The 14,100-nt window shown below is 53.8% G+C and carries 17 protein-coding genes; 5 read left to right on the top strand and 12 right to left on the bottom strand.

From position 1 onward, the window contains the following. Positions 1-99: 99 nt before the first annotated feature. Positions 100-309 carry a helix-turn-helix transcriptional regulator gene (locus U1703_RS15865; protein WP_153006168.1) on the bottom strand — a complete coding sequence of 70 codons (210 nt, stop codon included), beginning with the start codon at positions 307-309 and terminating at the stop codon, positions 100-102. Positions 310-501: 192 nt separating this feature from the next. Here U1703_RS15865 and U1703_RS15860 point away from each other — a divergent pair, with 192 nt between their 5' ends. Both U1703_RS15860 and U1703_RS15855 read left to right on the top strand, forming a co-directional pair. Beyond that, the gene (locus U1703_RS15860) at positions 502-1,230 is read left to right on the top strand and encodes an FRG domain-containing protein (protein WP_332786472.1); all 729 of its coding nucleotides are present in this window, start codon (positions 502-504) and stop codon (positions 1,228-1,230) included. A gap of 29 nt (positions 1,231-1,259) precedes the next feature. Further along, positions 1,260-1,583, top strand: coding sequence for a hypothetical protein (locus U1703_RS15855; protein WP_332786471.1), 324 nt, complete (start codon positions 1,260-1,262; stop codon positions 1,581-1,583). Between the two features lie 199 nt (positions 1,584-1,782). On the opposite strand, the gene U1703_RS15850 is transcribed toward U1703_RS15855, so the two are convergent. From U1703_RS15850 to U1703_RS15830, 5 genes are all read right to left on the bottom strand, one after another. Continuing rightward, on the bottom strand, positions 1,783-1,941 hold the full coding sequence (locus U1703_RS15850) for a hypothetical protein (protein WP_332786470.1): 159 nt from the start codon (positions 1,939-1,941) through the stop codon (positions 1,783-1,785). 63 nt (positions 1,942-2,004) lie between these two features. Next, entirely contained in the window at positions 2,005-2,190 is a 186-nt protein-coding gene (locus U1703_RS15845; RefSeq protein WP_332786469.1) for a hypothetical protein, read from the bottom strand. Beyond that, a complete protein-coding gene (locus tag U1703_RS15840; RefSeq protein ID WP_332786468.1) occupies positions 2,187-2,378 on the bottom strand; it encodes a hypothetical protein in 192 nt (63 codons plus the stop codon). The genes U1703_RS15845 and U1703_RS15840 overlap by 4 nt, the downstream gene beginning before the upstream one ends. Then, the gene (locus U1703_RS15835; protein WP_332786467.1) at positions 2,375-3,550 is read right to left on the bottom strand and encodes a DUF5131 family protein; all 1,176 of its coding nucleotides are present in this window, start codon (positions 3,548-3,550) and stop codon (positions 2,375-2,377) included. Before U1703_RS15835 ends, U1703_RS15840 begins: the two co-directional genes overlap by 4 nt. 282 nt (positions 3,551-3,832) lie before the next feature. Beyond that, a complete protein-coding gene (locus U1703_RS15830; RefSeq protein WP_332786466.1) occupies positions 3,833-4,663 on the bottom strand; it encodes a DNA-methyltransferase in 831 nt (276 codons plus the stop codon). Between the two features lie 84 nt (positions 4,664-4,747). On the opposite strand from U1703_RS15830, the gene U1703_RS15825 reads away from it, so the two are divergent. Together U1703_RS15825 and U1703_RS15820 are read left to right on the top strand one after the other, a co-directional pair. Then, positions 4,748-5,263 (top strand): hypothetical protein, encoded by a 516-nt coding sequence (locus tag U1703_RS15825; RefSeq protein ID WP_332786465.1) that lies wholly within the window; start codon positions 4,748-4,750, stop codon positions 5,261-5,263. Positions 5,264-5,374: 111 nt separating this feature from the next. Further along, positions 5,375-6,328, top strand: a complete 954-nt coding sequence (locus U1703_RS15820; protein ID WP_332786464.1) for a hypothetical protein — start codon at positions 5,375-5,377, stop codon at positions 6,326-6,328. 30 nt (positions 6,329-6,358) lie between these two features. On the opposite strand, the gene U1703_RS15815 is transcribed toward U1703_RS15820, so the two are convergent. The 6 genes from U1703_RS15815 to U1703_RS15790 all read right to left on the bottom strand — a co-directional run bounded on the left by U1703_RS15815 (position 6,359) and on the right by U1703_RS15790 (position 13,328). Beyond that, on the bottom strand, positions 6,359-7,786 hold the full coding sequence (locus U1703_RS15815) for a hypothetical protein (RefSeq protein WP_332786463.1): 1,428 nt from the start codon (positions 7,784-7,786) through the stop codon (positions 6,359-6,361). A 561-nt stretch (positions 7,787-8,347) separates the two neighbouring features. Continuing rightward, complete coding sequence (locus U1703_RS15810; protein ID WP_332786462.1) at positions 8,348-8,611, bottom strand: hypothetical protein; 264 nt, start codon at positions 8,609-8,611, stop codon at positions 8,348-8,350. A 35-nt stretch (positions 8,612-8,646) separates the two neighbouring features. After that, on the bottom strand, positions 8,647-9,120 hold the full coding sequence (locus U1703_RS15805) for a hypothetical protein (protein WP_332786461.1): 474 nt from the start codon (positions 9,118-9,120) through the stop codon (positions 8,647-8,649). 873 nt (positions 9,121-9,993) lie between these two features. After that, positions 9,994-10,515, bottom strand: coding sequence for a Ros/MucR family transcriptional regulator (locus tag U1703_RS15800; RefSeq protein WP_332786460.1), 522 nt, complete (start codon positions 10,513-10,515; stop codon positions 9,994-9,996). A 132-nt stretch (positions 10,516-10,647) separates the two neighbouring features. Further along, complete coding sequence (locus U1703_RS15795; RefSeq protein WP_332786459.1) at positions 10,648-11,526, bottom strand: DUF6602 domain-containing protein; 879 nt, start codon at positions 11,524-11,526, stop codon at positions 10,648-10,650. A 14-nt stretch (positions 11,527-11,540) separates the two neighbouring features. After that, positions 11,541-13,328, bottom strand: a complete 1,788-nt coding sequence (locus U1703_RS15790; protein ID WP_332786458.1) for an ATP-dependent nuclease — start codon at positions 13,326-13,328, stop codon at positions 11,541-11,543. Between U1703_RS15790 and U1703_RS15785 the strand changes: the two genes are divergently transcribed. Then, positions 13,321-13,755: an HNH endonuclease gene (locus tag U1703_RS15785; protein ID WP_332786457.1), complete on the top strand. Its 435-nt coding sequence runs from the start codon at positions 13,321-13,323 to the stop codon at positions 13,753-13,755. The two genes, U1703_RS15790 and U1703_RS15785, sit on opposite strands and share 8 nt — an antisense overlap. Positions 13,756-14,100: the final 345 nt, after the last annotated feature.

Raw genomic sequence — 14,100 nt, 5'->3', positions numbered from 1 at the left:
AACCGAAAGCGCAGAAATCCGCGCCTGAAGACTTCATAATACCGCTGGAAATGGTGTCAAGACACAAACTAGACACAGCGCTTCGAATTTCCTCAACCGTTATATACCACTTTCTTGGGCATCAATATAGGCCTGCACATGAGATAATTTGAACATCGGACGCCGCCCACGCGGATGCGTGGAAAGGCTAAAATTATACTCAGGAGGAAAACCGGCGGGCTGAGCCGCTCGCAACCGATTGAGCGTTTTGCGGCTTCGACGCAGCATATATGCGAATTCGTCGGCGGTGATTAGGCGGTCGGTCGTCATCGTCTGGTACCCTGTTAGACAGGGCCATCCATCTCTACCGCATTCGACCTGTCCGCAACGCCCTTTTGCAGATTTTTGCAAGGCATAATGGCCGTCCGCTTCCGTTCGACAGCAGATTTCGACAACATCTCCCTTGTCGCCGCGCAGACCTCGCCCCTACCCTGACCACCTTGCGCTTCAGGGTGGACGGCGATGACTGGAACAGAAGGCTTCAAGGTGATTGAGCGCTACGTCGCTGCTATCGCGACACGAGCGATTGATCGCCCGATCTATCGTGGTCACGCGCATACCGGGTGGTTACTAACCCCGGCGGCGTTTCGAGGCCCTATCGAAAATGGCATTCGATCCTACGATGAACTTCGCCGCTGGAAGCAGATGGCAGCGCGCTTCGCCGATCGACATACGACCGATCTTGAGTGGTTAGTGCTGGCGCAACACTATGGCGTCGCGACAACTCTGCTCGATTGGACCACAAACCCGTTGGTCGCCCTTTTCTTCGCCTGTGCACCGCTGCTTGATCGTGGCGGCGGACGCCCAGCAGACGGATGTATCCATGCCCTCCCCGGCAACGCCCTGCCAAGTGCGCCGACAAATCGGAATTGGAATCCTTTGGAGGCCTATACAGGGCCGCCGCTGCTAATCGACACGCTCGTGATGAATCCCCGTACACTCGCCCAAGACAGCGTCATGACGCTTCATCAAGAGTCCACAAGCCGTCCCAACGACGGCTTCAATTCGGTCATCTTCACCATCAAAGCTCACGAGAAGCGGTCAGCGCTCGATGTCCTGAGAACCATGGGCGTAAGTTCCGACCGCATTTTTTCAGATATTGGGGTCGTGGCGCGTGAATTTACGGACGAATTGACACGGGAGGCCGCGATGCGAGCGCTGAAAGTGTCTTCTGATGCCAAAACAGGGTAGCACGTGATCGCGGGATGCATAAGTAATCGGTGACGATCACCGACCATTACCGCGCCGACCACGCCGCCGCCCATTCAGACGAAGAGAGGGCCACCATCTGGCGAACCTATCGCCAAGCGCTTTCGGGCGAACTCTTGGATCGCAAAAAGGCAGTATCGAGCAAACGCCCGGCCGGGCGGCGCGGCACGGTTCGCTATCACGGTTATTGGTCGCAATTGTCGCATGATGACCTTGTGGCGCTGGCGCAGGCGCTCACCGAGACATCCACGTCATCAATCACACCCCCCGCCGGTCGAGCGAGCATGAAAGCCGCAAGGGAACATCGCGCTCAACAAGCTCGGCTCAAAACCTGACGGCAATCAGTGGCCGAAAGTCCACCGATGCTGCATGTCAGCATGGTCGCGCTCGCATTGGCGACGCATTCGTTCGAGATGTTGGTCAATCTCTCGCCGATCATCCTCATCACCGTCCGACCAGATGTCAGCAATTAGGCGGGGTATGGACCATTCAGATATAGGTGCGGTCTCAGCCATCGCGGCATAGTCGGGCTGATCAGTGTTTAACAACATCGCCGTCTTCCAGCTTGCCGATCACGGCCATAATCCCGTCGATCGACCCAAGCAGATAGGCGAACTCGACATCCTTGGATTCGTCCGGCTTGTAAGCTTCTTCTAAAATCCGGCGCAGGTTTTCGATTCTTTCGTTCGTCATGGTGTTTTCCCTCCATGACTACTTATCGGATGGGCCGCGTATCCCGCCGATAAGCTCAAAAATTCACGATTCCTGATTGTTGATCGCCCAAAGCGCGGCCGATGGGATGACTCCTCGGGAATCACGCTCAAGGAAGTCAGTGGCAGAGCGTCCATGGATCGGTTGATCGTGGCCGTTGTCGAAGCGGTAGACTGAATCGCGACGTGTCAGGGTGGCGTCGCCGTCCCGCCAAATTTCTACTTCCGTCATGGCCGGGACTTTCTTAAAAGGTAATCTTCGACATCCGCCAACCGGAAGCGCGGCTGCGGTCGGCCACCCGGCGGGGCGATGTCGATCGTCGGGATGTCGAGCGCCCCGGCCGCACGGCGGCGGGAGATGGTGCGGATGTCGAGGCACAACATCCGCGCCAGTTCGGAGGAAGTGATGAGGTCGCTCATGCGGCCTTCACCCTGACGCGTGGCTTGATCGCACGATACATCTTCACACGCTTCGTCCGGCCACGTTTGCCCGCGACCGCAGTAAAGAAAGACTCGGCGTAGCCGGACGCTTGAAGATCGACTAACGCCCACGCGTGATAGTTCACGAGCCTCGGAGAGGTCGGATCGAGACCTTCTTGGCGCAAGACCGCATCACGCAGTTCCTCGCCAGTCATCGGACCTTCGTCACGCAGTTTTAACCAGATCGGCACGCGCAGTGAGCGGCGAGGCGTGTCATCGTTGTGGACGGGAGGCGCGTCTTCAAAAGCGTGTTCAATCGCGAGGTGATTGCGAAACTCTTCGATCGATGACCAACCGCGACGCTCGTTGTCATTCGTCTTAGCCACATCAACGGACTTTGAGACACGAGGCGCAGGCATCTCATCCCACGTCCGGCCATCAAGTTCGCGCCCTGCATCCTTTTTCCCGCGTTGCCATTGGCCGTTTTCGTCGTAATTGCCCCACTGTTTGAAGAAAAACGCAGTCGCACTCTCTACGCAGCGGTCACGAAGGTCGCGGACCCAATCTACCGACATCGGCCTGATCTTGTCACGCGAACGACCAGATTCGCCGCCCACGATCAGCCAATCAATATCCGCAAGGTTGAGCGACGGGAGGGCGGACAGCAGAGGCTCAGCGCTGATGAAGCGGACAGCCGCAGGAATCTTCCTAAGATAATCGGCCCGGCCAGCATATTTGTCGCTCTCGATGCTGGTGCCCATCCAAATATTTTCCGACCATTCAACCACGTCGGCGAACTTTACCGCGCGGTTCGGCCGCTTGGTCAAAATCTGATAAGTATGACGTGGCGTCGCGTTCATTATCGCAAAGACGCGCTTGATCGTAGCGTCATCCACGCCTTCGCCAAACAGGTCGCTCATCGAGTTCACAAACCACGTCGTGGGCGCTTTCGTGCGAAGAGGCTTATCGAAAATGTGATCAGGCGCGACGTTAAAGCGTCCTGACCAGTCTACGCGCTGACCATCATTTATCGTCACGCCCTCATAGTGGGCGAACATCCCATTTTTACGATGAGACTCTAAAATCGCATAGCAATTGTCACAACCGGGCGAGACCCGGCGACATCCCACGACAGGATTCCAAGTTTTCCCGGTCCATTCAATCTTACTCACTTATTCCTCCTATGACTCGAACCGGTAGTTTCATCGTTTACAAGCCAGCACGACTACCGATCGTCCTGACAAGACAGGACATCGCTCCAGTTTCCGTCTTCCGCAAGGCCTCGAAAACTATACCACTTTTTATACAGACCGGACTTTCCATGGCCTATTCAGATGCTCCACTCGTGAATACGCACGACAACTCACCGTTGCGTGTCGACGTTTTTATTTTTGATTTTGGCTTGAATCGTTGCGCGCTGCATCGCGAAGCAACATAACTTTTACTTGCGCGGATTACTCGGCTGCCACGAGCGTAGACTTAACCCCCGAAAACATACTCGCCTCTGGCGGCAAGGTCGCCATCGCTTCAGCAATCCGTTCTCCGGCAATATTGAAAAACTTCGGGTCCGCCTCGACGCCAAAGAAATCGCGGCCCGCGCGAACGGCAGCAACGCCCGTCGATCCGCTACCCATAGTAGGGTCGAAGACCGCATCGCCGACATTAGAGTAGCGCAGAATCAGCCATTCCATTAGCGCCAACGGTTTCTGCGACGGATGTGCATTGCCGTCCTTCGGAAACTTCAAAATCGAGCGGGTAGAATTTCGGAGCGGAGTGTATTTCTTCCCGACCTCGGTACCTTGGAAGATGCGATAGATTTCCGACGTGGCAAGCTTGAGCTTCGTGGTTCCCGTCTCCTCGCCATCCGGATTAAAGGTCATCCGGCGCTTGGTTGCGAACTCATGAATCTGCGCACCATGGCTAAAGACCAAGATGTCTTCGTGAATGGCAAGCGGGCGATTGCGAACGTGGAGGTGCCCCGTCGCCTTCTCTTTTTCCCAAACCAGATTGTATTTCAGAAGGTCGATCGCGGGTGCGGCAAGCTTGGTCGCGAACGGCTGATTAGCGAACGCCAGAACCGTCCCGCGCGGCGTAAGGATACGGCGGAGTTCGACCCAGAGCGCAGCGGGATCAATCATGCGGTCCCACTTTGCGCTCGTGCAACCGTAGGGCAAATCGAGGACGATCAGGTCAACGCACTCAGGGGGCATCGACCGCATGGAAGCGAGACAGTCGTTCTGATCGATGGCGATGTAAGTGGTGGTGGCAGTGGGCGTCGTCGTCATGAGGTCTCCACAAATCGTTGCTCGGAGCCTCGTTTTCGCACAGATTGATCCGCCGCCCGCTTTTCTGAACTTTTGTGTGAAAAGATGAATCGCCTCGCCGTCGAACGCTACAAATCGCAGGTTCGCAGGCAGTCAGCGGCCATTTGGCTTGCCGACGCGCAGACCCGCATATTCCATACGTGCTTCGGTGAATTGGAAGCAGACGGGATCAAGGTCGCGGAGACGGCTATCGCCAAATGGTTGAACGAACGCCACGTCGTCTGTTCCCGCAGGTACGCTTCTAAGACGCCAGATTCGACCGGCCGGAGACCCCCTGCCCGCTGGTCGCCCAAAACGGTTGGTGATCGTCTCTTCATCGATCAGCGCCTACAGATCGAAGCGGTATGTGAAACCGGGCTTGCCATAGCTGATCGGCTCACAGACGAAGAAGACATCTACCTTTTTGCCAGTTGGCACGCGATTCACTCGCCAAACATTTGCGAACCAATGCTGAAGCCCTATGAAGTCAAAAATTGCGTTCGGCAGTTTGCCGTAGATCAGCGCGAGTGGGTGGATTTCGTAGCGCAGAACGTGCGCGCAGGCCGGACATTCGTAGATTGAACGAAGAGAGCGATGAACCGCGCAGTGACCATAGATGTCATCACGTTTACTGCGTTTTGACAGCACCCGCGCTTTCGCGGCGCATCCCGATCCTCACAGTGGGCCAGCGCCTTGGCTAAAGCGAACCGTTCAAGGGACCATCATTGGTGGCCAGTAGCACTGCAAAGCTATTGGTGCGATGACACGGGCAATCTTTCGTGGATCACACCCGATGGCGTCGTTGACAAGAAAAAAAGTGCTAACCGAAAAATCGGCTTCAAGGCTCACGGTCACACCCTCTTTAGAGGTCATCCGTGGGGGCAAACTAACTTTGAAAGCGAATTTGACGTAGACAACGAGATTCACCGCGTTGTTGAACTTCTGTCGAATCTGAGACCCTCCGGGGAACCACGTTCGCGATTGGAAACGTGGCTCCGATCTTGGTTGAAGAAAGATCGTGACCTATCCGAAAGCGTCGCGGTCCATCACATCCCCGACAAGTCCGTTCGCACCATTTTGCTTCTAGTTTTTTCGCTGCTTATCCGCGCGCCTTCCAATCGCTGGAAGTACGAGAATTTTCCCGCTCAATTCGGTCTTCCCGTGGACGAAAACGTCGGGAAAGCGAATATGCGCCAAAGCTACATGATAGCTAAGAAGCTATGCCTCGAAGGTGTCACGACTAATCGCGCCTTTGTCATTCTCCACTCTGATCACAAACAGTTCATATGCGGCGATGGCTATCTTGACTTAATGACCGGGAGCCTACAGGCCAATCGGGTCAATGGTCGAGCGCTTCTCCCGCTCACACCGAACGCCTGTCTATACGTCTGCACCCCAATGTCGATGCGCACCGATCGCAATTGCTATTCGCTCAGAGCGCCGCCTTGGCTCGTAGATCGAATGAATGAAGTTACGCAGGTCTACTCGCGCGATAGATTATTCTTCCTTGGCAAAAAACCCCGCATATTGCCTGACTTTCAGGCGAAAAAGTTTCTTCAATATACCGACCTCGACATAGACCTGATCCGACATCTTGACGAAATCGCTCAGCCGAAATCGCGGTGGTCGCTTGTCCCTTTCGCGTGACGCCCGCGCCACCCGCCGATGAATCAAGAATCACGCTGCCTTCTTTGCACGGCTCGCCGCTTTGCGCAGGCGCGCCATCTCGCGCTTTTCATCAGCCGTCCGCGTGATGACTGGACGACCCACCTTCCGCTCGATCTTGGCAAAACCGAGATCATGAGCGATCATGATCGGGTTGGCGTACCCGCGCTCATCCCGCTCGAAGTAGCGCCGTAGATATTCGGCCTGCGTTTTATCGTAGACAAATAGGTCCACGGTCGCATCGCTATTTGGATCGCGGATGCTCGTGCGACATGCGAATTGCAAAATCGTCTCGCGCTCATTTGTCTCGACGTAATAGTCAGGATCGACGCCAAGAATCTCATACACGCGACGCTGATCCGCGTCCGGCTTCACAGTGTATATGCATGTGGCAGCGGTCACGTGGCTGTATGCATTCGAACCGGCCTGCCTAGGTGACAGACGCTGACCGTCGAGCTTCACCGTCTCACTGTCAGCCTTATTCGACATCCAAATGTGATCGCGGCCAGCGATCCGCGCGTTTATATCTTCGCATACTCGCGCCAGATTCTCGCGCCCTTGATCGGAAGAAAAAAGTTTGCGCGACGCAACGTGGCTGTCTGCGTAATAATGAATGCGAACGTCGCGCGATTTGAATTCGCGACCGCTATTTGTTTTCACTTCCCGCCATTCGATCACAGGCCACATCGCGGCCATAATCTGATACGTTAGGCTCGTGGTGAAGGCGTTTGCGAGAAAATTGACGCTGTTGAAGTTCGCGAGGTGCATGGGGGACCAGAGCGAAAACCAGTTGCACTTGTTCTGGCCGTCGAACTCGGACCAATCACTTCCGCTTACGATTACCGAACGCCGCCCGCTGTCTTTGGCCTCTATGACGCGACGGTGGAGCGCGCGCAGACCGCAGGCGATGTCGTCGTTGGCAATCATCGCCAAATCAACAGCAGCGTTACGACACATCACCTCTGACCAGCCGGTCGGGGTGCCATCATCCTTGAGGATGGGATTGAGGCTGTAAAGGCTGTTGAGCAGGACGCGGCTTACGCCCACCGAGATCGACTCGTTATCCATGATGTCTGGGACCTCATCGACCCAAATCGACCAGCCCTCGAACTCGCTGAAATCGCACATCCTCATGCCTTCGTGCGTGATAAAAACGCAGATGTCGCGACCATCTCCATAATCGTCGGCGAGATCATGGATGCGTCGGCGAACACCCAGCCGCTTTGTCGCTCGGTCATCATCCGAAGATATGCAGAGAGTCGAGATATAATGGCCAGTCTCACTCGCAATTTGAGTCAACGTCGCCTGACGATCAATCATGACTTCCTTGCGATCAACGACGAACAGATGGCGTCCACCAGCCATCACAATCTTATTCAACGCCTGAAACGTTTTCCCCGTGCCGCACGCTCCGTCAGTGTAGTAGTAAATCGGCGTCATCTGCCCTTCTGTCTCCCATAATTCGGTATGAACCTATTTATGCAGGACAGCAGATTTGGATGTCGATTTAAAATTACCCGCGCGGGGTCACGCGCGTGCCTATGATCAATGTCACACTTTATGCATAGAAGAACAAGACACTCTTACCATTTAGCGTGACATGGCTGAACTGACGAAATGGAAGAAAACGACAGCCGAAAATTATGGGAGAAGGAGGCGAATAGCCGACTGACGCCCATCAATTTCGAGATGTCCTGAGCCTTTCTCGCCCATGGCCTTGGACATGGGTGAGGAAGGCGATGTTCGATTGTGTTAAAGGTGTATGCGTCCGACCATCGCTGACGCGACGGTCGTCCGGTCTTCTCGGAGTGCTTATGGCACGGGGCCTTGCCCCTTCGCTATCGCTCGCCTTGCTCACTCCGAAAAGACGTGTTTCGCCATAGCTATAAGATCACGAATCCGTTTCAAACGACTCATTCATTCCCATGAACTGACAATTAAAACGATGCGCCGCAGGCGCTTACGGTCATAGGCACGCGCGTGACCGCCCTCCGTCACCTATTATCGCACGTTCTTGCCGGGGTTCGTCGCTTTCTTCTGCTCTTCCCGCCTAGCAATCTCGTCCTCAATTTGCGTGATGCGGGCATCACCCTTCGCGTCGGGGGCGCTACGCAACTCTTTTAATCGAGCTTCTAGCTCGTCGTCCGTCATATTTCCGGGAAAACGTGGGTTGTGCCCCTTTCCCAAGTCAGCGTGATTGCTCGTTTTGTTGACCGATGTTGGGATGAACGGCGTTTCGCCTTGAATTCGCGCGATCTCATCCAAGTCTTTCCGCATTATGTCGGGTAATCTACCTGTCATCATCCCTGCCCCTTCGCCGCCTTCCGCGCCGCAATCGTCGCTGCGTAAGCTGCCCGACGTTCTTCCGACCAGCCCTTGCCACCACCTTCGCGAGGCGCACGGGCGGTACGAGTGCGAGGCATAGGCGCACTGCCCTCCTTGCCCTCAAGCTGATCGTCAACCTCGCCCGCCTGCACTTCGGCAATTAGCTTGTCCAAGACATCCGTAAACCGCTCCGATGGAACGTAGTTCACTTCCTTGCCGCCCAGCACCAGCGGATGTCCGCCGGGAAGCACGGGGCGGAATTCAACGACGCCGTTAGCGATCTTGAAATCCTTCGCGCCGCGCGCGGGCTCGGTCGCGAGAAACTTGGCCTTCTGCGCTTCGAGGCGCTTCACCAGCTTGGCGCGATCCTTCGCGGGATCGTAGGCCTTCTTCGCGAACACGTCGGCGAGCTTGTCGTCAAAGAGGTTGAAGATGTCTTTCAGGGCCATGGGAGGGCATCCTTGATGATGGAACGCCGCAAACTATCGGCAAAAACTTAAAGTTCAATCATGCAAAGCCTACGAAAGACGGAGACCATCCCATCAATCTTTCGCAGGGCGAATAGCGAGACATCCAACACATATAGAAAAGGCCCGCCCAACATCTCATGATGCTGGACAGGCCCGTTGAGACAGCCTAAACGACTGCTACGCTATATCGGCGGTACCATAGGCCCGCCTCCTTTCTGCCCGATCCGAGCGAAAGAGTAGCAAATGAGGTTCTTCGGAGCCGCAATCTCCTAGAACCTCGGCGACCGGGGCGGCTCCAAGCCGCCCCGGAAGTCGTCTATTGACGCCCTCGGACGAGAAGCGCAAGCCCTTTTTAAGCAAATCTATACACTTCGTATAGACGCTAACGGTGAGCCGTTAGAATCCCCGCTGGCACGGCATTTAAACGCGTCAGTATATATTTCCGTCAGACGTAAAATACGTGTGCCACACATATGCGGTAATTTTCCGGGTATTCGGCAAATACGTTGCGTATTGCTGGCTGCGATGGTGGCTTAGTATATTGCGATGAACACGACGCTGAAAATTGCGAAATACACGAGCGAATATGTGGCGGTAAATTCGGCGTTGTATGCGACGGTATCGCGGCATTCGTGCAACTCGTTGCAGAGTGCGGCTTTCAGAAACCATTTCCAAATGCGCTGACGTTGCGGCAGCAATCACGGAGATAACGTTGTCCCCGGCACGATCGAACGCGTGTCCGGCAACGTTACCGGAGCGGTGCGTAGCCATTGCAGGCCAACAAAAAAGGGGCTGGCATAACCAGCCCCCCTTCGAAGTCGTCAGGAATGCGGGCCTGTGGAACGGCTCACATCAACCTTCGCCGCCCAAATGGGCCTGAGCCGCCGCCTTGGCGTCCGTGACCGACTTACCCTTCCGAACAGGCTTAGACGCTGCCTTCTCGACCTTCTGGCCGGGCTTGCGGCCAAGGCCGATCTTCTTCGCCATCGCCCGGCGGCTTTCCGAGTAGGTCTGGGCGACCATCGGATAATCGGTCTTCAGGCCGTAGCGCTCGCGATATTCCTCCGGCGTCAGGCCATGCGTGGCGAGGTGACGACGCAACGTCTTGTAGGGCTTGCCGTCGATCATCGAGACGATGTGGTCAGGCGATGCGAGGGATTTCCTCACCGAGACAGCCGGAGTGTATTCGACCGCAGCTTCAACCTCGGCCGTCGCAGTGACACCGCCCATCAGGCTAAAAACCGTCTCGTGCATCTTGTGCAGGAACGCGGGAACATCATCAGCCGAAGTGCGCGTGTTGGGGTTGGCGAGCCACGCTACGGTCAGTTCGGTGGCGAGTTCGACAGCGTCGATTTCAAAGTTTTCGTCGGTCATGTTTTCGATCCTAGGATGGGAAGAAAGCTGTTATAGTTATAGCTATCACCATCAGCAACATATGCGCGGTAAATGCATTATCGCACACATAGACACATGCACTTGAACGACATGAGGCCGCCTTCGATACCCTTAGAAATTGATATATTCGTCCTCCGAAATTATGATGTCTGCGTGTGACGGCTTACGTCGAACCTTCCTAGCGCTAACCTCCTCTTCCACACCCGTGAAATATCGATACATTTCCGGACGCTCACGCATCCTCCAATCGGTAGAGTTTATCACCAGAAGAGCAAGGAGATACGACATTGCGTTTCTTTCAATCTTTATAATAGATTTGCAATCTCCCGTGTACATGTCAAATCCAATTTCGTGGCTCAATCTACAAAGAAGTAGAGACGGATTTACGAAAACAACATCTACATTCTCGTTTATGGGCTTCTGGTCATGCGATGAGGCATACCAATCAAAAGCAGCCACCCCAGATACATCCGACTCACATGCCAAAAGTAAGCTTGCCACCGGAGGTGCCGCCCAATCAGCACCATAAGCATGGTACATATACGACGCCCCCGACTCTTTTACGAACCTTTTTGATTCACGCTTGATTTCCGCATGTGACTCAAGAGTTTTTTCAAACTCCTTCTTGTTTAGAATAGCCTTTATCTCAACGACGGCATATACGTATTCTATTGGCACAACCCTAGAATTTGCACCATAAAATAATATAGGTGAGGATTTATCGTAGACTATAATATCAATCTGCTTGGATCGAAACCCACTTGACGATATTACGAACCCTTGCGCAAATCCCAAATTTTCAGGTAGATACTGCTTCAAAAGATTCTCAAAGAACTTTTCTATCTCATTGCCCTTTTGACCCCCATGACTGAGAGAATCACGAATTTTCTCTAATTCGTGAGCCAATTGGCTTGCATTGGTTTGAAGTGATCTCAGGAGGCGATTGCTCGCCTCGATTATTTTCGGATCAATAATCAAAAATACCCCCATGCATCACGCTAATATTAGTAAGAAAGGCCGTTCGACGCATATATCTTACAAACCATCCGGTTAATATTTTCTCGCAAGTCCAAGACATCAAGATTTTCAATGCCGTCTGACGCCACAGCACGACCGACCTTCACCTTGTCGACATTACTTTCCACCAAGTCTGTCGAGGACTTACCCTTCCGCCGACGCTTGGGAGCGACCCGTTCAAACTCTAGGGCATGGTCGTACGCGCCCCCCGCCAATGGCCTTCCGTAAATGCCGCCATAAACGCTCGCTACGGCGCGTTGCAGGCGGGTGTGCTCGATGTAGTTTTCGACCTCTCGGCCCTTTGTGATCCAAACCAAGCTGTCCTGAGCCTCAAACTCATCCCGAATACGCAGTTTTGTATCATTGACTTTCGAATGGGCGGACTTCCGATCGCTATCGATCAAAATGGCCATATTTCGATTGAGGTCACGCAGCTGGATAAACTCTGACACCTCTTCGTCATTAGCCGACAGGTGGCTAAGCAAGCGACCGCCGTAGAACATTATCGAATAATGGATGCCCTCAACTAAATCGGGTGCGGCGATACCAATCCAGTGCTTCAGATAGATGCGATCCGAAGGCCCCTCGACCCAGATCACAAAATTTGCTTGAATAATGTCCGATGCTCGATGGCCAAGATCGAGACATATGGCGTAGCGCTCGTGCTTTAAAACTGCTTCGCGGATATGTGTCGTGCCATCTTCTTGATAAACGTGAAAGATAGCCGCGCCTGACGTGTCGATAAATGCGGCCGAATGGGTTGCGATAAAATATTGATTGGTAGTATTTTCAGCCAGATAGCGAATCAGTTTGCGCTGAAGAAGCGGATGAAGATGTATTTCTGGCTCTTCTATACAGACGATTTGACGCTCAGCCAGCGTGCAGAAGGCAGCAATCATAACCACCTCATGGATGCCAGTGCCCAGTGATGACAATGGAAGAACACGACCATCCATATGAACCAGTACATGTTCACGAGAGTATGGTATTTCTATTTCTGCGTCAGGGCGATCCGTAACGTATTGAATGAAACCATTGATTGCCTCAAACTTCGAGCGATCCTCCCGCCTGTCATGCTCCGGGTTCTGAATTGCTGCAAGCTGATCTATCAGACCTACCCCGCTATAGTCTGAGAACGACATCCCCTTCGGACCAATTTGTCGAATTGCTGGTATGATGCTTACGGCAGGGAGCGCCAAAGCCGTGGCCTGATTAATGGCCTTGATACAACCCGGAATCCAATCCTTTAGATCTCCTCCGCCTGTATAGCTCGTCAATGCAATCCAGAGACGCTGCCAATCGATTCGATCTAACAGTGATGCAAGATTTAAATTTTGAGGAATGTCGAGGTTTATTTCCTCGCCATATGGAACCTCACTTCTCTTCCAAATCATCCCTCCACTGCTCGCCAGCGCACTAACTACTATGCGAAGATGTTTACGATACGAGAGCCCTACCCGGATGCTGGGAAATGCCGTCTCAACTTTTTTACAAACCTCGTCTACCTCAAAGCCAAATCCCACCTCAATCGGAATGCTTGCTTGCTGCATATGCCGTTCAAGATTATCTATATTATAGGATTGACCTCCGCCAAACTGAATCGTCCTCAATGTTCGAGGTGGTAGATATCTCTCTATAAAGTTTAATACCGTGGATTTTCCAGCGTTATTTGCTCCAATAAAAAAGTTGAATCCTGCAAATTTTGGCATAACTTGCACACTATCACCAATACCGCGATAGTTTTTTATACTCAGCGCCTTCAAAAAAATGGGCACAACCCCTCCTGTTATCATACTGCTGACGGCTTATATTCTAACTAAATACGAAGTGCCGAACAAACCGAAGTCGTTCCGCAGTCGAATGAATTTGATGTATGGAGGGAGTATCTCCCTTCGTGACCAGTCTGCCGCCTACCGTCGCCAGCGCCTCGCCATCCTGAGCGTCGAACCGCTTTGCCGCTACTGCCGCGCCGATCACCGCCTTACGCCTGCAACCATACTTGACCACATTATCGCGCTCAGCCTTGGCGGGACCAACGACATCTCAAACCTCGCGCCTGCCTGCCGCACCTGCAATAACGCCAAGGCAATCATTGAGGCGCGCTATGCCAAGCGAGGCTATGACATCGCCTCCGTCAGCCTCGACCCAGAGTTAGGCGAATGGCTCAGGCGCGCCCAATCAGACGGAGACAAACCAGTCTGACCACCAAGCGAGGTACACCGATTGGTTATCCGCCGCAGTCACAGATGGGTGGTAGTGCATTTTGATGACGCCATATCCGGGATGGTTGATTAGGCCGTCAAACAGATGCTTTTCCACCTTGAGTGTTTTGGCCTGTGACATTCCCCAATCCAGAATGACGAAGCCGTTGAGCGTTCCACCCTTCTTCCGCGCCCACGTGGCATAAGCCGATCGGCGGCGGGTTGGGTTTGACCTGCTCCCCATTTTCAGGCCACCGATAAGTTAGCTTCGGTGTCCTCATGCCCGTGGCGCGGGCGGTTGGTGAAGTCGGCGGGTGCCATGCCGCCGAGGCTGCTGTGCGGACGC

The organism is Sphingomonas flavida (assembly GCF_036663655.1).
GTDB lineage: Bacteria > Pseudomonadota > Alphaproteobacteria > Sphingomonadales > Sphingomonadaceae > Sphingomonas.
The sequence above is the reverse complement of the archived record's forward strand: the minus strand, read 5'-3'. Positions and strand labels throughout refer to the sequence as shown.